Raw genomic sequence first — 26,988 nt, forward strand, 5'->3', positions numbered from 1 at the left:
ATCTGGTTGTTTTCCATCATTGGCATCGTAATATTCGGTGGCAAGACTTGCGGAATGATAAGATTTTCTTTTGTTACATTTGGTGCAACTATGTTGCCCACATTTTCCTTTTGTACTTGTGGTGCAACTATATTTCCTACATTTTCTTTTTGTACTTGTGGTGACACTATATTACTTACATTTTCCTTTTTCGTTTGTGGTGACACCATGTTGCTTATATTTTCTTTTTGTACTTGCGGTGACACTATATTGCTTATATTTTCTTTTTTCATTTGCGGTGACACCATGTTGCTTACATTTTCTTTTTGTACTTGCGGTGACACTATATTGCTTACATTTTCCTTTTTCATTTGTGGTGACACCATGTTACCTACATTTTCTTTTTGTACTTGTGGTGACACTATATTACTTACATTTCCTTTTTTCGTTTTCGAAGCAATTATGTTATTTGGCTTCATCTTATTAATTTGAGGAGCAATTAACTCGCTTCCCTTTTTTATTACATCTGAAATTTTATATTCTTTTGCAGGTTTAATAGGCGGCTGCGGTGGTTGCGGCAATATATTTACTGAAAACTTTGTACTTTCTTTTGCTGCTGGCTTTTCTACCTTTTCAACAACTGGTGGTTTTTCAATCACAGCTGGCTTTTCAACAGCAGGTAGCTTCTCTACAGGTTTTTCTTTTTGAATTGGTACTTCCTTCTGAATCGGTTTTTCTTTTTGGATTGGCATTTCCTTTTGAATTGGTTTTTCTTTTTGTACTTCTTTTTGAGTTTGCTGCATGGCTGGCTGCTGCGTAATTGGTGCGGATTGATACGTCATTTCTTCTTCCTCTTCTATCCCAAGTGGCTTAGGTGTGCCTGCAAATTCTTTTTGTTGTACTTCCTTCACATATTCTTTCGGAGGGGCTGAACCAGCACCCACATTTTTTTTCACATGAACACTGCCTGATGGTACTTTAATTTTCATGCCAGGCATAATAAGATCTGGATTACTGAGCTGTGTATTCGCCGTTTTCAGCGTTTCAAAATCCACTCCGTACTTTTTCGCAATTTTCCAAAGGGTATCCCCTTTTTGCACGATATGAATTTTCAAATTTTCCCCCTCCTGTATAACTTATCTATAAATAAAAACACTTTGAAGGAATACTTTCTTTAAAAACCAAACTTTATCAATACTGCTTTTACAAACAATTCACTTTTTAGCACTTCTTACATTTTCACTATTGTTCAAAGTGGAATAAGTATATAAAAATTACAATGATTTCCTCAACACAATGTATGCCTATTTCTTCCTAGTTATGATTATATGCAATAAAAAAGCAACGGGAACCCCGCTGCTTTTAAGCACGCTCTAACATACGATTTAATGCTAGAACTGCTTCTTTTGTGACTTGTTTGTCTACTTGAATGACATTGACTTGTTCTCCCCTCTCTATCATTTCTAACGCCCAAAGCAGATGTGGTAAATCAATACGATTCATTGTTAAACAAGGACACATAAAAGGATTTAATGAAATAATTTCCTTATCGGGATGCTGATGAATAATCCGGTTCACTAAATTCATCTCGGTACCAATCGCCCATTTACTTCCAGATGGCGCCTGTTCAATCCTATCGATAATATATTTTGTTGATCCAGCATAATCAGAAGCTTCAACAACTTCATAGCAGCATTCTGGATGAACAATGATATTCATATCAGGATGATTTTTTCTTACGCTTTCAATATTTTTCACAGTAAAATTTTGGTGAACAGAACAATGTCCTTTCCACAAAATTACTTTTACATCCTCAATATCTCCGTCGTACTCTAATGAATCTGTATGCGGATCCCAAACCGCCATTTTATCAAGTGGAATCCCTAAATCATATGCTGTATTTCTTCCTAAATGTTGATCTGGTAAAAAGACTAGACGCTCTTTCTGCGTAAATGCCCAAGACACCATTTTTTTTGCATTTGAAGACGTTACTGTTGCACCGCCATTACGGCCACAAAATGCTTTAATGGCTGCGGTAGAGTTCACATATGTTAATGGAATCATCGTATTCCCAAATAACTTTGTAAGTTCTTTCCATGCCCTTTCTGTTTGTTCAATATCTGCCATATCCGCCATAGAACAACCTGCACGCATATCTGGTAAAATAACTACTTGCTCAGCTGTCGTTAACATATCAGCTGTTTCTGCCATAAAATGCACACCACAAAACACAATATATTTGGCATCCTTATTACTCGCTGCTACTTGTGCAAGTTGCAATGAATCTCCAGCAGCATCTGAAAACTGAACAACTTCATCTTTTTGATAATGATGTCCCGGAATAAATAACTCTTTACCTAATCTTTCTTTAATTTCATGAACACGCTCTTCCATCTCCTGCACAGACATTGTCTGATACCGCTCTGGTAACAGCGCTTCAATTGGCTGAACCTTCTCTAAAATACTCATCAGTAATCTCCCCCTCTAATCCGCTTTCTCCTTACGCTTCAATATTGAAACTGATATCTAAAGCTTTCACTGAATGTGTTAACAATCCAAGCGAAATATAATCTACCCCTGTTTTTCCGTATTTTGATAAATCTTCAATTGTTATACCACCTGATGCTTCCGTTACAATGGCACTAGGTACAATCATAGAAAATTCTCGAATTTCTTCTGGTGTACGGTTATCAAACATAATAATGTCCACACCTGCCGATACAGCTTCTCGCACTTGTTCTTCTGTCTCTGTTTCCACTTCTACCTTCACCATATGTCCAAGCTTTTCTTTCACAGATGCGACTGCTTTTGTAATCGATCCTGCAAAAGCGATATGGTTATCTTTAATCATGACACCGTCGTATAATCCAAAGCGGTGATTAAATCCACCTCCGCATACAACCGCATATTTATCAAACATACGAAGTCCTGGCATTGTTTTTCTTGTATCACAAATACGCGTATGATTACTGTCTAATGTAAGAACAGCGCTACGCGTCATTGTTGCTACACCGCTCATACGTTGAATTACATTTAATATAACGCGCTCTGCTGTTAATAACGAGGCAATTGGACCTTGTGCAGTTGCCAAAATTTCTCCTTTCTCTACGAAATCTCCATCTTTTTTATAAAATTCGACCTGAATTCTATCATCTATTAATCGAAATCCTTGCTCGATTACCGCTGTACCTGCAAATGCACCTGTATCCTTCACAAGAAATGTTCCTTTTGCCTCTAAATTATCCGGAAAAATAAGCTGCGACGTTACATCTCTTTCCCCTATATCTTCTAGAAAAAATCGATTTAATGCTTCTCTAACTTTTAACGTGTTCATAAAACCCCTCTTTCCTCTCGTTACGCAAGTTGTGATTTTCTTTTTGCAAGAATAATTTCTTCCATCACTTTATTTCTTTCTGGGTAATCACTACGATAATGACCACCTATACTCTCTTTTCTTCGCATTGCTGCCTCTGTCATCAACTCACAGACTGTTAGCATGTTTATAATGGTTATTTCTTTATTTGTAAGGCCATCATATTGTAATTGCATGTGTTGCATACCATACTGATTAAGCCATTTCTTCGCATGCAATAAACTCTGCTTTGTCCGAACAATTCCAACGTACTTCATCATATGTTCTTGTATTTCTTTTTTCGTTGGTAACTGAGCAATTGCAGAACTTGTTTGTATCCCTTTACTATCACTTATGTTCCTTTGTGCTGGATGAGCTAAAATATGTTGCCCAATCCGTCTACCAAATACAAGTCCTTCTAGCAATGAATTACTCGCTAATCGGTTTGCACCATGGACACCGTTGCAAGCTACTTCACCCACAGCATATAAATGAGCAATTGATGTTTCTCCGTCACAATTCGTTTTCACACCGCCCATGTGAAAATGAGCACCTGGTACAACTGGAATCTTACTTTGATCTACATATACACCATTCTTTTTACATAATGACGACACAGTAGGAAAACGCTGCTTAAAGTTTTGAATCGAAGAAATATCTAAGTACACACTTTCGCCAGCAAGAATCTGTTCATGAATAGCACGTGCTACTACATCGCGCGGTGCAAGATCACGCTGCGGATGTACATCCATCATAAAACGCTGTCCTTTTCTATTTATAAGGACAGCCCCTTCGCCGCGCACCGCTTCAGACACAAGCCCACAGCAACGCCCGTCTACATATAACATTGTTGGATGGAATTGTACGAACTCTAAATCGACAAGCTCTCCACCAGCCCGGTATACAATTGCGAGTCCATCGCCCGTAATCGTTTCATCGTTAGAGGTAAAAGTGTATACACCGCCAATACCACCTGTAGCTAATACAGTATGGTCAGCATAATAACGCTGCAAGTTTCCTTCACAATCGCGAGTCAAAACACCTATACATGTATCATTTTCTATTATTAAATCGAGCACCATTTCTTGCTCCACGACTGTAACATACGGAGCTACTTCTTGAATCAAATGCTCTAATAAATTTTTTCCTGTTGCATCTCCTCCCGCATGTAAAATACGTCGTTTTCGATGTGCACCTTCCTTACCAAGATGAGGCCTCTTTTCATCTCCATCAAATTTCATACCATTTGCGATCAGTTTACGAATCTCTTTCGGACCTTCATCAACTAAATAACGAACTGCCTCTTTATTGTTATAATTACAACCTGCCACTAACGTATCCTCATAATGATTATTCGCATTGTCATATGTAGCTACAGCTGCTGCAATTCCTCCCTGAGCTAAATGCGTATTATTATTGCGCCGCGTTTTCTTTGTGATAATTATCACATTCTTTTTGTGACAAATCTCTTTCGCAACACTAAGTGCTGCAACACCACTTCCAATGATTAAAACATCTGCACTTGGCATGATCATTGCCTCCTAGCTTATACTTTACAACTGTCTTGACACCTATATTTACATAGTTTTAAAATAATGACAAGAGTTTTTTAATTCATTCATTACGAAACTTACAGAAACTCTCATACTACTTAAAAATAAAAAATGCATGTAACTCTACTATAGAAAGGACTACATATTATGATATATCTTGACTATGCGGCAACAACACCAATGAGCAAAGAAGCAATCGATACATATACAAAGGCAGCGGAACAATATTTTGGTAATGAACAAAGTTTACATGATATAGGTGGATCAGCTGCATCTTTACTACAAGTTTGCAGAGAAACGTTTGCAGAGATGATTGGCGGGAAGGAACAGGGTGTCTTTTTTACAAGTGGTGGTTCAGAATCTAATTATCTAGCGATCCAATCACTCTTAAATGCTAGAAGCGGTAAACACATTATTACGACCCCTGTGGAGCATGCATCCATTCACAGCTACTTTCACTCTTTAGCGCAGCAAGGATATACAATTACTGAAATGCCCGTTGATACATACGGACTTATTAATCTAGATGCTTTAGAAGCAGCCATTACAGAAGATACTGTTCTAGCAAGTATTCAACATGGAAATTCTGAAATTGGAACCGTTCAGCCCATCTCGGAAATTGGGGCACTCTTAAAAAAACACCATATTTTATTTCATACAGATTGTGTTCAAACATTTGGTAAACTTCCAATCGATGTGATAGCGATGCAAATTGATAGTCTTTCTGTTTCAGCGCATAAAATTTATGGGCCAAAAGGTGTAGGAGCTTGCTATATCAATCCGCAAGTTCGCTGGGGACAAGTGTTCCCAGGAGCGTCTCATGAAAGAGGCTTTCGTCCTGGTACAGTCAACGTCCCAGGCATCGCTTCTTTTCTGACAGCAGCAGAGCATATATTAGATAATCGCGATAAGGAATACGCTCGTTTCAAACAATTACGCTCTTACTTTATTGATAAATTGCAATCACTTTCTTTGGAAATTCAAGTAGAAGGACATTCTACTGCTTGTTTACCACACATTATTGGGGTTACAATAAAAGGAATAGAAGGACAGTACACGATGTTAGAATGTAACCGTCACGGCATTGCCATTTCAACGGGAAGTGCTTGTCAGATTGGTAAACAAGAACCTTCAAAAACAATACTTGCAGTTGGGAAAACGTATGAAGAGGCAAAACAGTATGTCCGTTTTTCATTTGGGCATCACACAACAAAAGAACAAATTGATATGACCATTCATGCACTACAAACAATTAGAAATCCATTTTATAGAGGTGGTAACTCATAATGAAACAAAATGATCAAAAGAAGATTTTAGGTGAAGAAAGAAGGCAACTCATCCTGCAATGGCTCCTTGCGGCTAATGAGCCGTTATCCGGGGGTGAATTATCTAAGAAGACAAATGTCAGCAGACAAGTCATTGTACAAGATATCTCCTTACTAAAAGCGCGAAACGAGCCAATTATCGCAACTGCACAAGGGTACTTATATTTAAAGCCACAGACAAAACAGCAGGCTTTTGAACGCGTCATCGTCTGCCAACATAAGCCAGAAGAAGTCCGCCAAGAACTAATCATGCTTGTCGATCACGGAGTTACAATTAAAGACGTAAAGGTAGAGCATCCTGTATATGGTGACTTAACAGCCTCTATTATGGTAAGCAACCGCTTTGATGTTGAACAATATTTACAAAAGATTGAGGATACAAATGCTTCCTATCTCTCACAGTTAACAGGTGGTATTCACTTACATACAATTGAAGCAGATTCTAGAGAAAAATTAAATGCTGCTTGCGACGCGCTAGATCGAGCTGGATTTCTCGTTTATTAATATAAAGCACAGAGGTTTTCATCATTCTCTGTGCTTTTATTTATAAGGTGGTATAATATTGAAAACAATTGTAAAGGAGACTACATATGGGAATTGAACTCGTTCACTTTAGCATCGGTAAACCAAAACAAATGCAGTATAACGAAGACAAAGAAATGACGACGGGCATATGTAAAGAGCCTATAGAAGAAGCCTTCCTCTCTAAAGACGGATTCCTTGGTGATGATGTAGCTGACTTAAAGCATCACGGTGGCCCGGATCGTGCTGTTTGCGTCTATCCACATGAACATTACGCATTATGGGAACAAGAATTTCAAACAACGCTTCCTTCTTCTACATTTGGTGAAAACATTACTGTTATAAATATGTTAGAACGCGATGTTTTCATCGGTGATACATATCAATTAGGCGAAGCAATCATTCAAGTGACACAAGCTAGAATACCATGTAGTACCATTTCAAAACGACTCGGTATCCCTGGCATCTTACCGCGCATTGTGGCAACTGGATATACCGGCTATTTATGCCGCGTTCTTCAAGAAGGTATTGTGCGTAAAGACTCACAAATTAAACTGCTAGAGCGTCATCCAAATCAAGTCTCTGTTCTATTTTCTAACGAAATATATTTTCATAGACGGAAAGATATAGAGGCACTGGAAAAGATTCTTGCTGTTTCAGAACTAGCAGAAGTTTGGCGTGAACAATTAACAGATCGTCTCGCAAAATTGAAATAATATAAAAGATCCCACCTTTTATCTGGCGGGATCCTTTTATAATTACAACCAATATGATGAATAACTCCCAAGCACTGTAACAGAAAAACCAAGTGCCTCAAGCTCCATCGTCACGCCTGGCAACAAAACGTCATCGTATGCCTTATCAACATCAATTAAGAAGAAGTAGTTGCCAAGTCCCGTTTTCATCGGACGGGATTCGATTTTGGATAAATTTAATTTTCTCCATGCAAAAGCTGATAACACTTGATAAAGCGCCCCTGCATAATCAGCAGGTAACGTTATCATAAGCGTCGTTTTCTCTCCACGATTCTCTCCATTTTTCTTGAGCAATGCTCTTTGTTTTTTATGTAACACAAGAAAACGCGTATGATTATTTTTATGCGTATGAATATCACGCTGCACAATTGTTAAGCCATACTTTTCCGCTGCCGTTTCATTTGCAATTGCAGCGATTTTTTCTTTTGGATGCTCTTTCACATATTGCGCCGCAGCACTTGTCGATGTCATATCACAAACTGTTACACCTTTTAATTCCTCATTTAAAAACTTATGACATTGTGCAATTGCATGTGGATGAGAATGTACAGCATACACTTCTTTCCACGCTTTTTCATGATCTGGATACACAAGTAAATGTTGCTGAATCGGCACTGTAATTTCTCCTACGATGAAAAGCGGCTGCTCATGCACAAGATAATCAACCGTAATATTAACAGAACCTTCTATCGCATTTTCTAACGGTACAACTGCAAAATCCACATTTCCATTTGCTGCTGCATCCATACAATCTGGAATCGTTCGATACGGTACATGCTCTGCTTCCGGAAAAAAACGACTCACCGCCATATTTGTAAATGTTGCTTCTGGTCCTAAATATCCAACTCGAATCATCGTCTTTTCCCCTCTTTTTCATTTTCTTACTGTTATACCATGAATATTTATATTTTTCTACGTAATTTTCGAATATTTCAAAAAGAATAGCATTTGCTAGTCTATATGTTTCATATATTCTTTTTGGCCGAAGAAGAAATAAATAGCGCATGCCAAAAGATAAAACATAATTACAACACATACTTTTTGAAATGAGCCTTCCATAAAAACTGTCCTATGGAACGTATATAACGCAACCGCACTATGCATACTCCCTACTACAATAGGCGAAAAGAATAACATGCTTAATTGCCAACGAGAAATTTTCCATACTTCTTGCTTCGTCATTCCAATTTTAGAGAGGGATTGATATTGCTTACGGTCCGATGAAATATTATGAAACCATTTAAAATATACAATGCTACATGATGCGAGAAAGAATAATATGCTAATAAACGAACCGACAAATAAAGTAAATTCTCCAACTTCCTTCATATTCACATACAATTCCATATTATTTCGGAATGCACCATCCTGATTTTTTTTCATATGTTTACGTAAATCTTCGTTTAAGTTCTTTGTATTTTCAATATTATTTAATGTGTAACCTCGATATATAATTTTTTCAGAATCAGGAATTGTGTTTGCTATACTATTAAAATCTTGATCATTCATAACGAAAAATATTCCATTCATTTGAGTGATATGATTGTTAAATAGCATTCCTTCTTTTTGTCCGTTAAATGTATACTCTAACGTTTGTCCAAACACATTTAATTGAATCTTTTTCTTATTATATAAAACTGGTCCATTATACTTATTATAATAAACAAGGGTAACGGTTCCTCTTTGTGGATGATAACTCTTCTGTCCTTGCTCTTTTGCCTCTTTACTATAATCACTCGCTCTTATTATAGTTGCCTCTGTATTTTCCCTATTATTAGACTGAAATGTTGTTTGTAATCCTACAAAATTCGTATAGCGGAATTTATGAAACCCATGTTTATGTAATAAATTTTCAATGGTACCTTTATCAAAAATCTCATGAGATTTAACCCCTTTTTCTATATATGAAAACGATTGTGCTCCTCCTCCGCGCCACATCTCTTCCATACCTGAAAAATATAAGAACACCGTCCCCGTTACTGTAACAACAACCGTCGTTGCCATAGATAAAAGGAAAAAGAAACGACCATTTTCCTTCATTCGATATGATAGTTGATTTACTATAAACAAATACGGATACGTATACATTATTTTTTTATTTCGTTTTATCATTTCTAATATTTGTGTAGCACCGTGTGTAAATGAAAAGTATGTTCCAACAGAGATTAATATAACAACTGGAATAAAGTATAATCCCATCGTTAACATCGTCGTTTGGAGAGCTAAACTATACCCAATCACTAAACAGAAAAATCCAAATAAACAAAGCCATTTTGAGATTTTCGCTTCCCTTTTATCCATTCGAAATTCTTTTAATAGACGAATCACTTTTATATTCCATATACGCAAAGCACTTACAAATGATAAAACGAAAAAGACGCTTGTATATGTAATAAACGTTATAAAAATAGCTTTTATATCAAAAATAAGAGTTAATTCTTTTGGAAGTCTAAGTAGCATACTAAATACCATGAAAAAGAGCTTTAAAAATATCATGCCAATTCCAATACCGAAAACGTTAGCAAAAAACCCAACCAACATTTGTTCGGTCATTATCATGCCAATTAAATTAGACTTCGTCGCCCCCATTAACATATATAATCCTAATTCTTTTTTACGTGCCTCTATGAAAATAGAAGTGGAATACAAAATAAATACAATAAAGAAGCAAATAATAATGACATTACATATAGTGAGTCCCCATCGTACATTTTGATACCACATCGTTTCTTGCATATAAGGATGTACAATTACTGACATATACGCATAAGAAGCAAATATAGCAAAACAACTACTCAAGAAAAATACTTTATAACTACGCCAATTTCCTCTTATATTTTGTATTGCTAATTGCCGAACATTCATCTACATGCCCCCTGTAACTTGTTACACACGTAAAAAGCTAGAGGTTCCCCTAGCTTTTTACGTGTTTTAAATATCCTCTTTGTGCAATTGCAAAGTAAATTGCCGAAGCTAACATATATGCTCCAATAACAATCGCACCTGATTTCCATAAATCTATATAAAGCATTTTCCCTAATGTATGAAGAGCAAATCCGCTATGAATAGCACCAATAACAATTGGGATAAAGAAGATAACTCCCATTTGACGAATTGCAATTTTACGAATTTCTTTATCTGTCATTCCAATTCGCTTTAATGATTTAAATTGAATACGATCTTGTTCTTTATCGTTAAACCATTTAAAGTATGTCAGGCTGCAAGCGAAGAAGAAAAACAGTACCGCTACGAAGAAACCGATGAACATTGTGATTGCACCTTGTTCCTTTATCGCTTTATACATAAGAACGGAATTATGGAAATTCTCTTGTTGTTCTGGTGCAATTTCCTTTTTCAAATCTAGCACAAGATCTTCTGTACTTTTCCAATCTTCAATATAATAACCATAATATTTCATCTTTTTTTCATCCGGTACGAGCTTTGCGTATTTTTCAAAATCTTGATCATTCACAATAAGATATTCGTCATCATTAAAAATAGAATATGAAGTTGGTTCATTTAACTGAACCGACTGTTTTTGTCCATTAATTGTAATTTCATAGGGTTTCGTACGATCTATCTTCACCATATCATTTGTCATATCACTCATGACCATCGTCGCACTACCTGGTGTGTTATGAACTTCTCTAACTTCTTCCCTCTTTTGTTTGCGTACTTCCGCATTATATTCTTTTTCTGAAATAATCGTCGTTGGTACTTCATGTTCACTGTTAAAAAACGTTACTTTCTGCGTTGCAGGCAGTTTTACGTAGGCTACTTTTCGCACATCTTCAAACCCATGCTTTTTTAATAATCCTTGTACTTTTTCTTCACTAATAATGTTATGCGTATTTACTCCCTTTTCCTCATATGAAATAGCATGTGGCGTTTGAGTTACCGTTTTATAACTCATATCTTCAAAGAATACATATAGCGTACCAATTGCCGAAGAAACAATCGCTGTAATAATTGAAATAACAAAGAGAAAGCGAGCATTATCTTTCATTTTATAAATAAGATTGCTAAGTACAAACATATTTGGATATGTATAATATGATTTTTTTCGTTTCTGTAACGCCTTTAATATGACAGTGCTACCTTGTGTAAATAGTAAGTACGTTCCCCCAATTGTAAGTCCTACAATCGGTAAAAATAACATAAGGAAATTCATAATTGTAACTTGGAAACAAAGTACATATGCAGCAATGATACATCCTACACCAGCTACACATAACCATGTAAATGCAAAAGGCTCTACTTTTTGTTTTCTTGCCTCTCTTAATAAATCAATAATTTGTAAACGTGCAATCGTCCAAAGACCAAATAATGATAGGATGAAAAAGAGAACGAAATATACACCAGCTGTAATGAAAACTGCTTTTCCATTCCATACGAGCGGAAGTGTTTTATCAATGCCAAGTAATACACTTAACGCTTGGAAGAAAAGTTTTGAGCCAAGCATACCAAGTGCAATTCCTATTATAATTGCGATTACCCCTAGGATCATTTGCTCTAAAACAATCATGCGGCCAATCTGAGCTTTCGTACCACCAATTAACGTTAATAAACCAAATTCTTTTTTTCGTGCTCGTAAAAATGTTGCATTAGCATATAAAATAAACAGTGCCGAAAAGATGACAATGATATAGTTCATTGATTCCAGCCCTTTTGTAACCATAGCCTTCATGCTAATATTTCCGCTCACTACATCTGGATGATAAATGAAGGAAGCATACATGAAAAATACTACAATCGATAAACAACTACTAATAAGAAAGGCTTTATAATTACGCCAATTTCCTTTTACATTATTAAGCGCGAGCTGGCGAAAGTTCATGATATTCTCCTCCTAGCATCGCAAGTACATCCAAAATTTCTTGGAAAAAGGCTTGCTTTGTTTTTCCTTTATGAATCTCCGAGAAAATTTCTCCATCACGGATAAAGAGAATACGTTCACAGTAACTAGCCGCTACTGGATCATGCGTTACCATTGCAATTGTCACTTTCTTTTGTTCATGTAAATCTTGCAGAGCACCCATTAATGATTTTGCTGATTTAGAATCTAAGTTTCCTGTCGGCTCATCTGCTAAAATTAATGTAGGTTCGTGAATAATGGCACGTGCAGCTGCGGCACGTTGTTGCTGTCCACCTGATACTTCATACACTTTTTTGTTTAAAATACCTTCGATGTTTAAAAACTTCGCAATTTCTAGTACTTTCGTATCAATTTCATTTACAGATTTCTTCGCCATAACAAGTGGCAAAATAATATTTTCTTTAATAGATAGCGTATCAAGTAAGTTAAAGTCTTGGAAAATGAATCCTAAATGCGTACGGCGAAATTCTGCTAATTTTGCAGCACGCATTTGACTAATTTCTTCCCCATTTACATAAACATGTCCTGATGTTTGTTTATCAATTGTTGCTAATAAATTCAAAAGCGTTGTTTTCCCGCTTCCTGACGGACCCATAATTCCTACAAATTCGCCTTCTTCAATTTTAAAGTTTATATCGTTTAAAGCGGTCGTTGCCACTGAACCTTTTGATTGGTACACCTTCGTTAACCCTTTTACTTCAAGAACACTCATTTCTAATCCCCCTATGCGTTTTCTTCTTACATTTACTATAAAAAAAACGAGAAAAAGAAACGAGTGATTTCCCTTACAAAACCATTTGTTATCTTACAATTTTGTCATTTTTCTCGTCAAAGCATGATATTCTTCGTCTTTTGCAAATTGGAATGTAAATGTTGTGCCTTCCCCTTCAGTCGATTGTGCTTCAATTCCGTGATGAAGATTATCACAAATTTCCTTTGTAATATATAATCCCATTCCTGTTGCTTCCCTCGTTTTTCGGCCATTTATCCCGGTAAAGAACGGATCAAATACACGCTTTACATCTTGCTTCGGGATACCAATTCCATTATCACGAATATGTAATAAAATTTTCTGATCCTTCTCTTCTATTTGAAACTGAATTTCTTTTTTATCTGCTTGAGAGATTTTTGTATACTTTATTGCATTCACAACAATTTGACTAATTGCGATATTAATCCACTTTCTGTCAGATGCAACCATACAAGTATCCTCTTCAAACATCAATTTCGGATATACAGAAGATTGAATAAAAGACTTTCGATTTTGATTAATAATATCTCGAACAACATCTATGACATTTACTACTTCTACTTTATAATCTTTCGCAAACTGCTCTAACCTCGCCATATGCAATGCTAAATCTAAACCATTTAAAATACGGTTATTTTCTTCTCGTATACTTTCAACCGTTTCCCTTGCTTCACGGTGCGCTTTTCCAAATTTCTGCAACAATAATTCAATAACTGATACCGGTGTTTTCATTTGATGAATCCATTGGTTCATAAAGATCATTTGCTGCTGTTCTTTCGCATGCTGCTTATGAACTTCATTCATATATTGCTGTCTCAGCAAAGTGAATGCTTCTACAATCATTTCTTGTTCCGATGTATAAGAAGCATCAATGAGTAAAGAGTCATGTAACGTATGTCCGCCAATGATATATTGTTCTATTCTCTTTAAAAACACACTTCGTTTTCGATAATCATACACGAGGTATGAAATAAACACGACCGTCCCTAATAAAAGTCCATATAGCCACGTACTCCAATCAAGTGGACGCTTTTCTAAAAGACTTTGTAACTGTAATACGAGTCCAAATAAGCAAAGGCTTACAACATAAGAAAGGATTAAAGGAAAACGATCCACGAGGTAACTTTTAAGCTTCATGTCCTTCTCCCCACTCTGTAAGAAGCGCATAACCGTACCCACGTTTTGTGACAATTGCATTTTCAATTCCAAGTTCCTCTAGTTTCTTCCTCACTCGTTTTACGTTCACAGTTAATGTATTATCATCAACAAAAGCTACTTCATCCCATAACGCCTCTAAGAGTTCTTCACGTGTTACATATTGATTCGCCTGCTTCATTAAACACTCTAGTAAATAAAACTCATTTTTTGTAAGCTCTATTTGCTGCCCTTTCCACTCTACTGTATGTTGTGATGGGAATAGTAATAATCCACTCACGCCCACGCAATCACTTTCTGTCGATGAAGCATATTCACCATATCCACGGCGCAGGGCACTTTTTACTTTTGCCATTACAATATCTAAATGGAATGGCTTTGTAATATAATCGTCCCCACCATTTTCAATTGCCATAACTTGATCCATTTCTCCTGTTCGTGCAGAGACGAAAATAATCGGTGCGTTAGATACTGTTCGAATTTGACGACACCAATAAAAGCCATCAAAGTACGGTAAATTAATATCGAGTAAAACTAAATGCGGATTCACTTTCACAAACTCATCTTTTATATGGCGTAAATCCGTCGCTCGAAATGATTGATAGCCATACTTCTCTAAATGCTCTTCTAATATTTCTGCAATTTTTTCGTCATCTTCTACAATTAATATTTTATACATGCTCTCGTTCTCCCCTTGTATCTTACTGCGGAGTGACTATTTCTTTGATTCTTCTGACATCTAAAATCAATATACCCTTCTTATAAATTACACTCCTTTCTCCATTATAAAAAAGACTGCCGTATTTTGGCAGTCTTAATCGATAAATTCGAATTCATATTCAAGAATTTTTACAATGTCGCCGTCTTTTGCACCGCGTGCACGAAGAGCTTCATCAATACCCATTCCACGCATTTGACGAGCAAAACGACGTACAGATTCATCACGCGAGAAGTCTGTCATCTTGAATGTTTTCTCAATGTCATAACCAGAAATGACAAATGTACCGTCACTTTCACGTGTAATTTCGAATTTAACACCTTCAGTCTCAAATTTGTACATTACACTTGCTTCAGATTCGTCTACAACATCATGTACTGGGAATTCCGGTGTTGTTTCTAATAAGTTTGCTACTTCAAATAATAGATCACGAACACCTTGTTTTGTTACTGCTGAGATTGGGAATATTTTTACTTCTTCTCCCACTTTCTCTTTAAATGCTTGTAAGTTTTCTTCTGCATCTGGCATATCCATTTTGTTCGCAACAACAACCTGTGGACGCTCTGTTAAACGCAGATTGTATTCTTTTAATTCATTATTAATCGTTACATAATCCTCATATGGATCACGGCCTTCTAAACCAGACATATCAATCACATGCACGATAACACGTGTGCGTTCGATATGACGTAAGAATTGGTGTCCAAGTCCAACGCCGGCATGTGCTCCTTCAATAAGTCCAGGAAGGTCAGCCATAACGAAGCTGCGGTTATCACCAGTTTCAACAACACCAAGGTTTGGAACGATTGTTGTAAAGTGATATTCAGCAATTTTCGGACGCGCTGATGATACAACGGATAATAATGTTGATTTACCTACGCTTGGGAATCCAACAAGTCCAACATCCGCTAATACTTTTAATTCTAAGATTACATCACGTTCTTGGCCCGGTTCCCCGTTCTCAGCGATTTCTGGCGCTGGGTTTGTAGCTGTTGCAAAACGTGAGTTACCACGGCCACCGCGGCCACCTCTTGCAATAACAGCTGATTGCTCATGCGTTACTAAGTCAGCAAGAATTTGACCAGTTGCTTCATCTTTTACAACTGTTCCTGGTGGAACTTTTACGATTAAATCGTCAGCTTTACGGCCATGTTGCCCTTTGCTCATTCCATGTTGACCACGATCAGCCTTGAAATGACGTTGGTAGCGGAAGTCCATTAATGTACGTAAGCCTTCGTCAACAACGAAAACAACATCTGCACCTTTACCGCCATCGCCACCTGCTGGGCCACCTTTTGGAACGTACTTTTCACGACGGTATGCAACCATTCCGTTTCCACCGTCGCCGCCTTTTACATATATCTTGACCTGATCTACAAACATTATTTCACCACACTTTTTTCGATTGGTTGTAATATAACCGAGACTTCATCGTCTCGCATTGTATAAGAAATGGAATACCATTCATTGTTTTGGTTTGACAGCCACATTTGTAGTTCTTCTACATTCGTTAGCTTGCCACGAAAATCAAAAAAGAAACGAGCATTCTCCGCGTCACATTCAATTGTGATACAAACATAATTTTCAACATAAACGTCTAAACTATGTTGAAGCATTGAGAAAAATCCATTCGTCCATGTACACACGGCCTCATCGAAATGAGATAAGTTATGTAGTTCCCCTAATACTTCGTACTCCAATAAGCACGGTTGCTGTTTCCAGTTATATGTTAAAATCCATTCTGAAAATAAAGGCATCGATAACCCCATCAGATTGGATTCTTGTCTCGCTTCTTGGACAAAACGATTGATGAGCTCATGAATCTCTTCCACTTTTCCAAGTGAAAGGTTTCCTTTAATCATCTGCATACGATTGAGCCAATCATGTCTAGAATGGCGCAACGCATCTATAATTGTCCATTTTTCTTTCATTTAGATACCCCTTAATATAGAAAAACTCTAACCTGCACCCAGGTTAGAGTTTTCCGTGAGTTTCTTATGCTTCTTGAGCAACAGGATATACGCTCACTTGTTTGCGGTCACGGCCAAGACGCTCGAAGCGTACTACGCCGTCAACTTTCGCGTATAAAGTGTCATCGCCACCACGACCAACGTTAACACCTGGATAAATTTTTGTACCGCGTTGACGGTAAAGAATTGAACCACCTGAAACCATTTGACCATCTGCGCGTTTAGCACCAAGACGTTTTGACTGAGAGTCACGACCGTTCTTTGTACTACCTACACCTTTCTTAGATGCGAAAAACTGAAGATCTAATCTTAACATACGTTACACCTCCTGCACTTTTTCTATTAAACGGATATACTTTCCGTAATCAAGTTCGATCGTCTTAAGCGAAACAACCAATCCTTCTAAAAGCGTTTGTGCTTTTTCCATCGTATGAGCGTCTAAATCATTAGGCAATTCATACGTTAAGAATCCGCCATCACTTCCGAGTTCAATAGTTGCCTGCACATTACAAAGTACTTCCACTGCATTTATAGATCCGAACACAACCGCTGTTGTTGCAGCACAGACAAGATCTTGTCCATGCGGTGCATAATCGGCATGTCCAGTCATTCTAAATGATTGGATACTTCCTAATTTCGTGCGACTTATCGTAATTTTAATCATCTTAACCAGAATTAAGCGTTGATTGCTTCAACTACTAGCTTAGTGTAAGGTTGACGATGACCTTGTTTCTTACGATTGTTCTTTTTCGCTTTGTATTTGAAAACGATGATTTTCTTAGCGCGACCGTGTTTTTCAACTTTCGCAGTAACTGTTGCACCTTCTACAACTGGGCTACCAACTTTCACGTTTTCGCCACCAACGAAAAGAACTTTGTCAAAAGTAACAGTTTCACCAGCTTCAACATCTAATTTTTCAATGTAGATTTCTTGACCAGCTTCAACTTTGATTTGTTTTCCACCTGTTTCGATAATTGCGTACATACTTGCACCTCCTCATAATTACTAAGACTCGCCAACACAAGGTAGACATGAACTGCCTTTTAGGAACCTGTCTTGTGCGGTTGTAGCATATAGCCGTTTAGGTGCTATAAACTATAACATAGAGATGTTACCATGAAACATGGACGATTGTCAATAAATGTTCTGCTAACTATTTTTTTCGATTCATCATTTCTTGCTTCGTTCCAAATCGAATAATCGCATACTTCTCAGCTTCTTCATCTGTAAAATAAATTTGAAACGGTATATTTTTTTGTAATTCTTTATGTGAAAATGCTTTTTGTACTTCTTTCGGTGCTGCGATTAGCACTGCTTCATCTTCTACATGACTATATGTAATAAGCTCTCTTTCTAGCTCATATGCGATTGTTTCATTAGAAATGATATACCCTGTCGTTTTGCACTGTGAACAATCTTCTAGTAATACATCACGCAGCGAGTGTTTTTTGCGCTTACGTGTCATTTCTAAAATACCTAGTTCGGTAAATCCAAGTACTCTCGTATAGGTACGGTCCCCTTGTAAAGCCGTAATTAAGCTCTCTCTTATTTTCTCCTTATCAGCCTGTTTTTTCATATTAATGAAATCAATTAATATCATACCCCCAATATCACGAAGCCTTAACTGGCGAGCAATTTCTTCGGCAGCCATTTCATTTGTTCGTACTACTGTATCCTGTAAGTTTTGTTTCCCGGTAAATTTACCAGTGTTCACATCGATTATTGTCATCGTCTCCATTTGTTCGATAATTAAATACGAACCGTTCTGTAACCATACGATTTTTTGCAGTGCTTTTTCAATTTCTCGCTCTACGCGAAAATGACTGAACATAGAAGCCTTTTCACTGTAGAATGACACCTTTTCTTTTCCTACTTTATCTTCCAATTCCTTTACGATACTTCTCGTATCTACAATTACTTTTTCTACCGATTCAATAGGATTCTCTTGAAATACACGATCTAAAAAAGTTGCTGGGCGATGGAGAAGTATCGGGGCCTTTCCTTGCCCCTCTTTTCTTTTTAAATCTTCAAATAGCTCTTGAAAATGTTGCATTTCAGCTTGTATTTCATCAATTGCACCTTTTTCACATGCTGAACGAAAAATATATCCTCCCGTTCCTTCTACTTGAATTTCAAGTAATTGTTGCCTTTTCTTATGACTTTTTATTTTCCGGGAAACAGCACGCATTTCATCATATGGCATATAAACGACATATTTCCCGGTAAATTCTACATTCGCTGTTAGCTTCGGTCCTTTTGTATCAATCGCTTCTTTTACCACTTGCACGAGCAATGCTTGTCCTTCATGTACTCGATATGACGCTGGTACATCATCATATGAAAGGTAAGCATGTTTTTCTAAACCGATGTTTACAAATGCTGCGTTCATCCCAGCAATCGTTCGCACAACACGTCCAACATAAATGTGTCCAACAATTTCTTGATCTTCATTCCGTTGCCATAAAAGCTCAACAATCTTTTGTTTTTCTTCTATAGCCACTCTCTTTTCAGAACCCGTATAATTGATGTATAACGTCTTCAAAATACCTTCCTCACTTTTCAGTTTCTTTTCTTCCTACAATATAAAAGGTTAGTGTCATCGTCAACACTAACCAATTAACTCTTCCACAGATGAGGTTGTTCGTTTTTCAGTGAAGTACGCGTATAGCAATTCATTTTCATCTAATGTATAGTGCTCTTTATATTTACCATGAACAATAATGGAATGTTTATACCCCCTGCGGAACTTTGTGAAAATCGTATATAACCGATCATCTGTTTTTACCTCAATGGGAGCAATCTTTTCAATACCTCGCTTGTTTCCATAATAACGTTCTAGTAAAAAACGCATAAATGCATAACGCCGCTGCTTCCATTCTTGATATAACGAAAGGGCTAAAAAAAGAAGAAGCACCCACATCATAATATTATTACTATTCCAAAGTAGCTGCCATCCCAATATCACACTAAAAAAAACACATGATATTTTCATCATTTTCTCATGTGCTTGTAAATAAGGAAATCGATGTGATAACACATTAAATAAAACTTTCCCGCCATCCAGTGGCCAAATCGGCAACAAATTAAACCCTAAAATGATGAAATTGTTCCACACAAAAAAATGATACAGGTCATCATTAACCCATCCTGCTCGATATAAAATATATGCCATTCCAATCATCCATACATGTTGAATCGGCCCTGCCATCACAACGACTAATTCTTCTTTTAACGGCTTATTCCCATGTTCCTCAAGCTCCGCCACACCACCAAATGGCAAGAGTTGTATTTGCTTGATGCGCCAGTTATAATGGGCCGCTGCGAATGCATGCCCAAGTTCATGAATCAATACAATGGAAAATAAAAGTAATAATTCTTTAAAACGTGCCGTAAAAATCCCAATGGTTATAATCCCCCAGAACAATGGATGTATCGTAATTTTTGACAGTACTTCGCTATATTTAGTCAAATGAAATCACCTGAATCGGGTCGATAAATTTTTCATTCTTTTTGATTGCAAAATAAAATTTACCATTCTTATGATCCATATCACTACCGACTGTTCCAACTTTTTGCTTCTTTGAAACGTAATCATATAACTTCACTGATGTTTCATTTAAATTTCCATACCATGATTCCGTACCATCCGCATGTTGAATTTCAACTGTATTTCCAAGCCCGTCTTTCTTGCCAGCAAAAATAACAACTCCTTCATTCACTGATTCAACAGTTGCATCCGCAGCTGTTTGTACAAATACGCCTTGCCCATTTTTCTGAAAGCCTTGCATGACTTTCCCAGAGGCTGGAACTGCATAATCTTTTTGTTCTGCTCCTTGCTTCTTTTTACTCGTAGACAAAAATACAAGTGGCTTTCCAAATTGATCCTCATACCATTTTGACACTGCCGCAAACTGAAATTCTTCCTGCATCACTTTCGTTACAGCAGTTCGCGCTCCATTAAGAGGGGCGGGCGCATTTTTAAATAAAATGGCTACTGAAAGAACCAGTATGGCGGATAGTAAAACCTTAAATAAAAAGACTTCCTTACGAAAAAGGGGATGAATCTCCTTTTCACCTTCTTCAATGAATATCGTTTCCCCATCAAAATTTTCTCCAGAGAAATATTGTTCTTCCTCTAGCCTCTCTTGTTCTTCTTTTCTCTTCGCAATCCGTTTTCGAATTTCCTCTACCCGTCTATTCTTCATACTGTCCCCTTCCTTTTTTCACCTTTTATTCAATTAACAAATCAAGTGAAACTTCAAAGTAGACACCGTTATCTATTTGCGTAACTTTATACAGTTTGTACATATGTATGAGCCCTAACAGGAAGATATTCATGAGAAGAAAAAAGAAAGCACTCCGCATATATGCGAAGTGCTTCTAACGAATTCCAAAGAAATTTTTCATCTTTGTAAATACGGATACTTTCTCTCGTTCAAACGCTTGTAATGGTACATTTTCACCTAACAAGCGTCTTGCAATATTTCGATAAGCTAACGCTGCTTTTCCAGTTGGCTGCAATGCTACAGGCTCCCCTGTATTTGTAGCACGAATAACTTCATCATCATCTTCGACAATTCCAAGTAGTTCAATCGAAAGTGTACGTACAATCTCATCTACATCAAGCATATCTTGCTCATGTAACATATGACTACGCACACGGTTAATGACAAGTTTTGGTGGTTCAATATCTTCTTTTTCTAAAAGCCCGATAATACGATCCGCATCGCGCATAGAAGATACTTCAGGTGTCGTTACAACAATTGCTTTATCCGCACCTGCTACTGCATTTTTAAATCCCTGCTCAATACCTGCAGGACAATCAATTAATATGTAATCATAATCTTGACGTAATAGTTGTATTAACTCATCCATTTGTTCAGGTGTTACCGCGGATTTATCACTCGTTTGTGCTGCAGGTAATAAATAAAGCTCATCAAAGCGCTTATCTTTAATGAGAGCCTGAGGTAAACGACAACGACCTTCGACGACATCAACAAGATCAAATACAATACGATTTTCTAGCCCCATTACTACGTCTAAATTTCTTAGACCAATATCCGTGTCAATTAAACATACCTTTTTCCCGGATAATGCCAAGGCTGTACCAATGTTTGCAGACGTTGTAGTTTTGCCTACCCCGCCTTTTCCAGATGTAATTACTATTGCCTCTCCCACAGCTATACAATTCCCCTTTCTAACTTTGTTAAATTAGGTCTAAGATGAGTGAGAAGTTGCAGGCGATCGACAACAATGTGATTGTTCTCATTAATATACGCACATTCTGCCGTCTCTGCTCCGTCTTCTTTCTCTTCCGGAGCCCGCATTGTCACATCACTAATTCGAAGTTGCATTGGATTCATAACAGATGCCGCAATTACAGCATCTGTATCTCCATAATATCCAGCATGTGCAATTCCTCGTAATGTTCCAATGACAAAAATATTCCCCCCAGCGATAACCGTTCCGCCTGGATTAACATCTCCAATTAATAATAGATTCCCTTTTACATGCAAAACTTGACCCGAGCGAACAATTTTGGAAATAGGGACAATTTCTGTTTCTTCTTTCCAAGCTATAGCCTCAGCTTTTGTTATAACATCACTCTCAATAGAATCCACAACAAGATTTTTCTTATTGCGAATTAAGGTACGAATTTCTTCTTGTTGCACCTCTGTCAAATAGCGATTTCCTACTTTAACATACACTTCAATTAATGAGCGCTCATCACCATCGTAATAATGGGTTGAAAGTTTCTCATCCAGTTCTTGCAACAATTCAGTAAATAAACAGCAATCATCTAAATGAAGTGTTAGTCCATCTTTTGTCCCCTTTATTGTTACATTCTGTTGCTTTTTTTCTTCCACTAAAGTTCACCCCACCGATTCAATTCGACATAAAATCAGAAAATCCTTTTTTCTTTTTCTTCCATCGCTTTTGAAAGACGCACAAGATATCGTCTCAGTGGGAAACAAACTATCAATAAGAAAATTCCATTTAGCAATAAAGTAGCGAGGAGACGATCTGTGAAAAAGATATGCGCTGGTACGTGAATACGTCCTAATAACGTTAAGAATCCATATACATAATACTCTAATGCTGCAATACCCGTTAATACGATAAAAGAAACAATAAATAAGTTCAATTGCAAGACTCTCATCGCACTATAAACAAGATACGCTAAAATCGGATAAGCAAATATATATACACCAACAAGTTCTGTGTACACCGTATCAAATAAAAAACCGAATAATAGTCCATAGTAAATGCCTTGAAGGGGACTGTAATAAACGGTAATGAAACATAGAACAATGATAAGGAAATGCGGCGCTGCTATGCTACCCTTCCAAAATAATTCTGTCGGAACTACAGTCGAAAACATATTTTCAAATAAAAAAACAAAAAGGAGCAGAAGAGGAAGAACCGCCCTTTTTAAAATAGTCGTCATCTCTTCTCCCCCTTATTGTTCTAACGGTGCTGAAGGCATAGTTCGTTTTGCAACCATAATATGATTTACATCATTTAAATCCGCAGCAGGTTCTACGTAAGCTGTTTGTGTTAATCCGTATGCATCTGGTTGAACATCTACAATTTTCCCAATCACTAAACCTTTCGGGAAAATATCACCAAGTCCAGATGTTACAACCATCTGACCTTTTTCTACTTGTACATTAGATGAAATCTTTGTGAAAAGAAGTAATTGTTTTTCTTTGTCATAGCCTTCAATTAATCCAAAGATGCTATCTTCTTTTCCTTGTACAACAGCAGAAATACGGTTTGTACGATTCATGGAGCTTAACAACTCTACTGTTGACGTAAATTGAGATACACTTTTCACACGCCCAATTAAGCCTTTTGGAGTCATAACAGCCATATCTTTCTTAATACCTTGTTGTGCTCCCTTATCAATTCCAACTAAATCGTACCATTTATCTGGATTACGAGAGACAACAGTAGCTTGAATTTCTTGGTGAGCATCAAGTGAATCTTTTATACCAACTTGCTCTTTTAATTCCTTGTTCTCTTTTTTTAAATTTTCTACGTTTGCTGATAACGTCGCATAATTATCTAATTTTTCTTTTAACTGTTTATTTTCTTCATACGTGCGCTTTACATCTTCTACATTCTCAAAGAATCCGGCAACATAATTCGCTGGCTTTTGGAATACACGTTCTACAACACCGACAGCATCTTTTACAAACTGCTCTGGCCATGTTAAACTCTTCCGTTCTTTCAATGAGATTCCAATCAATGCCACGAGAAGAATAATACTAACTAACAAAACAATTAATCTTTTGTTTAAGAAAAACTGTGGCACGTTCACACCCTCTTAATTTCATTGTTTTTTATTTCGGAATATTAACGAGCAGTTTTGAAAAGGTCAATATTATCTAACGCTTTACCTGTTCCAATTGCTACGCAATCCAATGGATTTTCTGCAACAAGAACTGGCATTTTTGTTTCATCACTAATTACTTTGTCCAAGTTGCGAAGTAATGCACCACCACCTGTTAATACAATACCACGGTCCATAATGTCCGCTGCTAACTCAGGTGGAGTTTTTTCTAATGTGTTTTTAACAGATTCTACGATTGCATCTACTGTATCTTTTAATGCTTCTGCAATCTCTTCTGGTTTAATTAATACTGTTTTTGGTAAACCACTTACTAAATCACGACCACGGATTTCCATTGGTTCAACACCTTCTGGTTCCCCAGCAGATCCAATTTCCATTTTTAAAGCTTCCGCTGTTCTTTCCCCGATCATTAAGTTGTAGTTTTTCTTAATGTACTGAATGATTGAATCATCCATATCATCACCAGCAACACGAACAGATTGACTTGTTACAATCCCACCTAATGAAATGATTGCAACTTCTGTTGTACCACCGCCAATATCAACAACCATACTACCAGTTGGCTCCCAAACCGGTAAGTTTGCACCAATTGCTGCTGCAAATGGCTCTTCAATTGGGTATGCATCACGCGCGCCAGCTTGACGAGTTGCATCAATTACTGCACGTCTTTCTACAGCTGTAATCCCAGATGGAACACATACCATTACATAAGGCTTACGAGAGAAAAATCCATTTGATTTTTGCGCCTGTTGAATATAATATTTCATCATTGTTGCTGTTGTTTCATAATCAGCAATTACGCCGTCTTTCATAGGGCGAAGAGCCACTACGTTTCCTGGTGTACGACCAATCATTTGTTTCGCATCGCTACCAACTGCAACGATTTGTTTTGAATCAGTTTGCAGTGCTACAACTGAAGGTTCGCGTAAAACAACACCTTTTCCTTTCACATATACAAGCGTATTCGCTGTTCCTAAGTCTATTCCAAGATCACGAGTAAAACCACCAATTCCAAACATGTCATCTATCTTCCTTTCTCATTTTCACGGACTCATTTTCTTACTTTATATTTATAATAAAACAGTACGTTTTTATATTTTTCATCCTTTATTGTAGATGATTGTCTACAAAAAACTCATAAATCACATTATAAAACAAAATAAGTAAAAAGAATAGTCTTAAATATGACCTTTTTCTTTCAAACTCACGAATTTATGGTCGCCTATAATGATATGATCAAGAACTTCAATTCCAATAATCTTACCGCATTCCACTAACCGTTTTGTTACTTCAATATCTTCGCGGCTTGGCGTCGGGTCTCCTGAAGGGTGATTATGCAGACAGATAATAGAGGCTGCTGCGCGGCGAAAGGCTTCCTTGAACACCTCGCGAGGATGTACAATTGAGGCATTTAAGCTTCCAATAAAAACTGTATGCCGATGCATCACTTGATTCTTCGTATTTAGATATAAACAAACGAAATGCTCCTGTTGCAAAAAGCGCATCTCTTCCATCATATACCTAGCACAATCTTCTGGACTTCGAATGCTATATCTATTTTGATACTCTAGGCGCACCATTCTTCGTCCTAGTTCGAAAGCAGCAATAAGCTGAGATGCTTTTGCGATCCCCACACCATGGATACTTGTCATCTCCTCTATTGTAGCATCTTTTAACATTCGTAATCCGTCAAAATGGCACAAAATTTTGCCTGCTAATGTTAGAACCGATTCTTCCTTAGAACCAGTTCTAAGCAACACTGCAAGAAGTTCCCGATTCGATAAATTGCTTGCTCCTTCTAATAATAAACGCTCCCGTGGCTGTTCCTCTTTCAAAACATCACGAATACCGTTCATATCTTCACTCCTTTTTCAATTTGTCGCAAAGAAAACCCCATGCAATTTCACGCATGGGATACATCGCTATCAAACTGTTTCAATTCACGAACAAGACGCGCAATTGGTAAACCTACTACACTGTAATAATCTCCTTGAATATGGTGAACAAAGATAGAACCTTTCCCTTGAATACCATAACTTCCAGCCTTATCAAGCGGTTCTTTCGTTGCAATATACGCATCAATCTCTTCTTCCGTTAACTCCCAAAACGTAACTTCTGTGCGCTCATAAAATGTGACCGTTTTTTCTTTTGAAATGAGTGCAACACCTGTATATACTTCATGTGTTTTTCCTGATAAGAGCTGCAACATTCTCTTCGCTTCCGCTTCATCGTTAGGCTTTCCAAGAATACGCGATTCATATGTAACAATTGTATCTGCCCCTAATACCACACTATCTTCGTGATTTTCTGCTACAGCAGACGCTTTTTGCAAAGAAAGTGACATCACAATATCAGAAGGTGACGAATATGCACCGATTGTTTCTTCTATTTCACTTACGACAATTTCAAACGGGACGTTTGCTAGTTCAAGTAGTTCCTTACGGCGTGGTGATCCAGAAGCTAAAATAAGTTTTTTCATGTTTTCTCCTTTCTTTCTTACATGTAACAGAATCATATAACTTGATCGTATCAAATGAATATTTTCCCCACAAATTGTAAAAATATCATTTTCTTTTTAGGAAATAAAAGTTTTCGTTTTTATACGACTATATTCTGTACATAAAGAAAGCACTTTGATCTAGTATAAAACCGAAAGAAAGGAAAGAAGTTCACAC

28 protein-coding genes and 1 other annotated feature are annotated in these 26,988 nt (G+C 37.0%); of the genes, 3 read left to right on the forward strand and 25 right to left on the reverse strand.

The features are described 5' to 3' along the window. The 4 genes from safA to nadB form a co-directional block, all read right to left on the reverse strand. Nucleotides 1–1,094: SafA/ExsA family spore coat assembly protein (gene safA / locus COO03_RS15850; protein ID WP_142316257.1), on the reverse strand; the 1,094-nt coding region annotated here is incomplete at its 3' end. Nucleotides 1,095–1,341: 247 nt separating this feature from the next. Next, a complete protein-coding gene (gene nadA, locus COO03_RS15855) occupies nucleotides 1,342–2,448 on the reverse strand; it encodes a quinolinate synthase NadA (protein WP_097898084.1) in 1,107 nt (368 codons plus the stop codon). 31 nt (nucleotides 2,449–2,479) lie between these two features. Then, a complete protein-coding gene (nadC, locus tag COO03_RS15860; RefSeq protein ID WP_097898085.1) occupies nucleotides 2,480–3,313 on the reverse strand; it encodes a carboxylating nicotinate-nucleotide diphosphorylase in 834 nt (277 codons plus the stop codon). A 20-nt stretch (nucleotides 3,314–3,333) separates the two neighbouring features. After that, a complete protein-coding gene (gene nadB, locus COO03_RS15865) occupies nucleotides 3,334–4,860 on the reverse strand; it encodes an L-aspartate oxidase (protein WP_097898086.1) in 1,527 nt (508 codons plus the stop codon). A gap of 168 nt (nucleotides 4,861–5,028) precedes the next feature. Here nadB and COO03_RS15870 point away from each other — a divergent pair, with 168 nt between their 5' ends. The 3 genes from COO03_RS15870 to COO03_RS15880 all read left to right on the forward strand — a co-directional run bounded on the left by COO03_RS15870 (nucleotide 5,029) and on the right by COO03_RS15880 (nucleotide 7,447). Further along, the gene (locus COO03_RS15870) at nucleotides 5,029–6,171 is read left to right on the forward strand and encodes an IscS subfamily cysteine desulfurase (RefSeq protein ID WP_097898087.1); all 1,143 of its coding nucleotides are present in this window, start codon (nucleotides 5,029–5,031) and stop codon (nucleotides 6,169–6,171) included. Beyond that, the gene (locus COO03_RS15875; RefSeq protein WP_097898088.1) at nucleotides 6,171–6,713 is read left to right on the forward strand and encodes a transcription repressor NadR; all 543 of its coding nucleotides are present in this window, start codon (nucleotides 6,171–6,173) and stop codon (nucleotides 6,711–6,713) included. The genes COO03_RS15870 and COO03_RS15875 overlap by 1 nt, the downstream gene beginning before the upstream one ends. Before the next feature lie 86 nt (nucleotides 6,714–6,799). After that, a complete protein-coding gene (locus COO03_RS15880) occupies nucleotides 6,800–7,447 on the forward strand; it encodes an MOSC domain-containing protein (protein ID WP_097898089.1) in 648 nt (215 codons plus the stop codon). Nucleotides 7,448–7,489: 42 nt separating this feature from the next. On the opposite strand, the gene pheA is transcribed toward COO03_RS15880, so the two are convergent. The 21 genes from pheA to COO03_RS15985 form a co-directional block, all read right to left on the reverse strand. Then, entirely contained in the window at nucleotides 7,490–8,341 is an 852-nt protein-coding gene (pheA, locus tag COO03_RS15885; RefSeq protein ID WP_097898090.1) for a prephenate dehydratase, read from the reverse strand. Nucleotides 8,342–8,437: 96 nt separating this feature from the next. Further along, a complete protein-coding gene (locus COO03_RS15890) occupies nucleotides 8,438–10,351 on the reverse strand; it encodes an FtsX-like permease family protein (RefSeq protein WP_097898091.1) in 1,914 nt (637 codons plus the stop codon). Nucleotides 10,352–10,400: 49 nt separating this feature from the next. Continuing rightward, nucleotides 10,401–12,323 carry an FtsX-like permease family protein gene (locus COO03_RS15895; protein ID WP_097898092.1) on the reverse strand — a complete coding sequence of 641 codons (1,923 nt, stop codon included), beginning with the start codon at nucleotides 12,321–12,323 and terminating at the stop codon, nucleotides 10,401–10,403. Beyond that, complete coding sequence (locus tag COO03_RS15900) at nucleotides 12,298–13,074, reverse strand: ABC transporter ATP-binding protein (RefSeq protein ID WP_097898093.1); 777 nt, start codon at nucleotides 13,072–13,074, stop codon at nucleotides 12,298–12,300. The genes COO03_RS15895 and COO03_RS15900 overlap by 26 nt, the downstream gene beginning before the upstream one ends. Before the next feature lie 93 nt (nucleotides 13,075–13,167). Further along, nucleotides 13,168–14,250 carry a HAMP domain-containing histidine kinase gene (locus COO03_RS15905; protein WP_097898094.1) on the reverse strand — a complete coding sequence of 361 codons (1,083 nt, stop codon included), beginning with the start codon at nucleotides 14,248–14,250 and terminating at the stop codon, nucleotides 13,168–13,170. After that, a complete protein-coding gene (locus COO03_RS15910; protein WP_097898095.1) occupies nucleotides 14,240–14,947 on the reverse strand; it encodes a response regulator transcription factor in 708 nt (235 codons plus the stop codon). Before COO03_RS15910 ends, COO03_RS15905 begins: the two co-directional genes overlap by 11 nt. A gap of 135 nt (nucleotides 14,948–15,082) precedes the next feature. After that, nucleotides 15,083–16,369, reverse strand: a complete 1,287-nt coding sequence (gene obgE, locus COO03_RS15915) for a GTPase ObgE (protein WP_097898096.1) — start codon at nucleotides 16,367–16,369, stop codon at nucleotides 15,083–15,085. Further along, entirely contained in the window at nucleotides 16,369–16,917 is a 549-nt protein-coding gene (locus tag COO03_RS15920; RefSeq protein ID WP_097898097.1) for a sporulation initiation phosphotransferase B, read from the reverse strand. The genes obgE and COO03_RS15920 overlap by 1 nt, the downstream gene beginning before the upstream one ends. 64 nt (nucleotides 16,918–16,981) lie before the next feature. Further along, the gene (gene rpmA, locus COO03_RS15925) at nucleotides 16,982–17,272 is read right to left on the reverse strand and encodes a 50S ribosomal protein L27 (protein ID WP_017150650.1); all 291 of its coding nucleotides are present in this window, start codon (nucleotides 17,270–17,272) and stop codon (nucleotides 16,982–16,984) included. A 3-nt stretch (nucleotides 17,273–17,275) separates the two neighbouring features. Continuing rightward, complete coding sequence (locus tag COO03_RS15930) at nucleotides 17,276–17,620, reverse strand: ribosomal-processing cysteine protease Prp (RefSeq protein WP_097898098.1); 345 nt, start codon at nucleotides 17,618–17,620, stop codon at nucleotides 17,276–17,278. A gap of 11 nt (nucleotides 17,621–17,631) precedes the next feature. After that, on the reverse strand, nucleotides 17,632–17,940 hold the full coding sequence (gene rplU / locus COO03_RS15935) for a 50S ribosomal protein L21 (RefSeq protein ID WP_000270908.1): 309 nt from the start codon (nucleotides 17,938–17,940) through the stop codon (nucleotides 17,632–17,634). Nucleotides 17,941–17,954: 14 nt separating this feature from the next. Beyond that, nucleotides 17,955–18,032 (reverse strand) — a sequence feature (ribosomal protein L21 leader region). A gap of 77 nt (nucleotides 18,033–18,109) precedes the next feature. Further along, on the reverse strand, nucleotides 18,110–19,498 hold the full coding sequence (locus COO03_RS15940; protein ID WP_097898099.1) for an Rne/Rng family ribonuclease: 1,389 nt from the start codon (nucleotides 19,496–19,498) through the stop codon (nucleotides 18,110–18,112). A 66-nt stretch (nucleotides 19,499–19,564) separates the two neighbouring features. After that, nucleotides 19,565–20,425 carry a M50 family metallopeptidase gene (locus COO03_RS15945; RefSeq protein ID WP_097898100.1) on the reverse strand — a complete coding sequence of 287 codons (861 nt, stop codon included), beginning with the start codon at nucleotides 20,423–20,425 and terminating at the stop codon, nucleotides 19,565–19,567. After that, nucleotides 20,418–21,161, reverse strand: coding sequence for a M23 family metallopeptidase (locus COO03_RS15950; RefSeq protein WP_097898101.1), 744 nt, complete (start codon nucleotides 21,159–21,161; stop codon nucleotides 20,418–20,420). Before COO03_RS15950 ends, COO03_RS15945 begins: the two co-directional genes overlap by 8 nt. Nucleotides 21,162–21,336: 175 nt before the next feature. Then, nucleotides 21,337–22,134, reverse strand: a complete 798-nt coding sequence (gene minD, locus COO03_RS15955) for a septum site-determining protein MinD (RefSeq protein WP_097898102.1) — start codon at nucleotides 22,132–22,134, stop codon at nucleotides 21,337–21,339. A 2-nt stretch (nucleotides 22,135–22,136) separates the two neighbouring features. Beyond that, a complete protein-coding gene (gene minC / locus COO03_RS15960; RefSeq protein WP_097898103.1) occupies nucleotides 22,137–22,823 on the reverse strand; it encodes a septum site-determining protein MinC in 687 nt (228 codons plus the stop codon). Between the two features lie 35 nt (nucleotides 22,824–22,858). After that, on the reverse strand, nucleotides 22,859–23,404 hold the full coding sequence (gene mreD, locus COO03_RS15965) for a rod shape-determining protein MreD (protein ID WP_097898104.1): 546 nt from the start codon (nucleotides 23,402–23,404) through the stop codon (nucleotides 22,859–22,861). Between the two features lie 12 nt (nucleotides 23,405–23,416). Continuing rightward, nucleotides 23,417–24,274 (reverse strand): rod shape-determining protein MreC, encoded by an 858-nt coding sequence (gene mreC / locus COO03_RS15970; protein WP_097898105.1) that lies wholly within the window; start codon nucleotides 24,272–24,274, stop codon nucleotides 23,417–23,419. A 41-nt stretch (nucleotides 24,275–24,315) separates the two neighbouring features. Continuing rightward, complete coding sequence (gene mreB, locus COO03_RS15975) at nucleotides 24,316–25,332, reverse strand: cell shape-determining protein MreB (protein ID WP_097898106.1); 1,017 nt, start codon at nucleotides 25,330–25,332, stop codon at nucleotides 24,316–24,318. Between the two features lie 159 nt (nucleotides 25,333–25,491). Then, complete coding sequence (gene radC / locus COO03_RS15980) at nucleotides 25,492–26,169, reverse strand: RadC family protein (RefSeq protein WP_097898107.1); 678 nt, start codon at nucleotides 26,167–26,169, stop codon at nucleotides 25,492–25,494. 47 nt (nucleotides 26,170–26,216) lie between these two features. After that, nucleotides 26,217–26,792: a Maf family protein gene (locus tag COO03_RS15985; protein WP_097898108.1), complete on the reverse strand. Its 576-nt coding sequence runs from the start codon at nucleotides 26,790–26,792 to the stop codon at nucleotides 26,217–26,219. Between the last annotated feature and the right edge of the window lie 196 nt (nucleotides 26,793–26,988).

It is taken from the genome of Bacillus sp. AFS098217, assembly GCF_002551815.1.
Lineage (GTDB): Bacteria > Bacillota > Bacilli > Bacillales > Bacillaceae_G > Bacillus_A.

Coding starts and splice junctions, on each gene's coding strand:
- nadA (WP_097898084.1), bottom strand. CDS start 2,448: ATGAGTATTTTAGAGAAGGTTCAGCCAATTGAAGCGCTGTTACCAGAG.
- nadC (WP_097898085.1), bottom strand. CDS start 3,313: ATGAACACGTTAAAAGTTAGAGAAGCATTAAATCGATTTTTTCTAGAA.
- nadB (WP_097898086.1), bottom strand. CDS start 4,860: ATGCCAAGTGCAGATGTTTTAATCATTGGAAGTGGTGTTGCAGCACTT.
- COO03_RS15875 (WP_097898088.1), top strand. CDS start 6,171: ATGAAACAAAATGATCAAAAGAAGATTTTAGGTGAAGAAAGAAGGCAA.
- COO03_RS15880 (WP_097898089.1), top strand. CDS start 6,800: ATGGGAATTGAACTCGTTCACTTTAGCATCGGTAAACCAAAACAAATG.
- pheA (WP_097898090.1), bottom strand. CDS start 8,341: ATGATTCGAGTTGGATATTTAGGACCAGAAGCAACATTTACAAATATG.
- COO03_RS15890 (WP_097898091.1), bottom strand. CDS start 10,351: ATGAATGTTCGGCAATTAGCAATACAAAATATAAGAGGAAATTGGCGT.
- COO03_RS15895 (WP_097898092.1), bottom strand. CDS start 12,323: ATGAACTTTCGCCAGCTCGCGCTTAATAATGTAAAAGGAAATTGGCGT.
- COO03_RS15900 (WP_097898093.1), bottom strand. CDS start 13,074: ATGAGTGTTCTTGAAGTAAAAGGGTTAACGAAGGTGTACCAATCAAAA.
- COO03_RS15905 (WP_097898094.1), bottom strand. CDS start 14,250: ATGAAGCTTAAAAGTTACCTCGTGGATCGTTTTCCTTTAATCCTTTCT.
- COO03_RS15910 (WP_097898095.1), bottom strand. CDS start 14,947: ATGTATAAAATATTAATTGTAGAAGATGACGAAAAAATTGCAGAAATA.
- obgE (WP_097898096.1), bottom strand. CDS start 16,369: ATGTTTGTAGATCAGGTCAAGATATATGTAAAAGGCGGCGACGGTGGA.
- COO03_RS15920 (WP_097898097.1), bottom strand. CDS start 16,917: ATGAAAGAAAAATGGACAATTATAGATGCGTTGCGCCATTCTAGACAT.
- rpmA (WP_017150650.1), bottom strand. CDS start 17,272: ATGTTAAGATTAGATCTTCAGTTTTTCGCATCTAAGAAAGGTGTAGGT.
- COO03_RS15930 (WP_097898098.1), bottom strand. CDS start 17,620: ATGATTAAAATTACGATAAGTCGCACGAAATTAGGAAGTATCCAATCA.
- rplU (WP_000270908.1), bottom strand. CDS start 17,940: ATGTACGCAATTATCGAAACAGGTGGAAAACAAATCAAAGTTGAAGCT.
- COO03_RS15950 (WP_097898101.1), bottom strand. CDS start 21,161: ATGAAGAATAGACGGGTAGAGGAAATTCGAAAACGGATTGCGAAGAGA.
- mreD (WP_097898104.1), bottom strand. CDS start 23,404: ATGACGACTATTTTAAAAAGGGCGGTTCTTCCTCTTCTGCTCCTTTTT.
- mreB (WP_097898106.1), bottom strand. CDS start 25,332: ATGTTTGGAATTGGTGGTTTTACTCGTGATCTTGGAATAGACTTAGGA.
- radC (WP_097898107.1), bottom strand. CDS start 26,169: ATGAACGGTATTCGTGATGTTTTGAAAGAGGAACAGCCACGGGAGCGT.
- COO03_RS15985 (WP_097898108.1), bottom strand. CDS start 26,792: ATGAAAAAACTTATTTTAGCTTCTGGATCACCACGCCGTAAGGAACTA.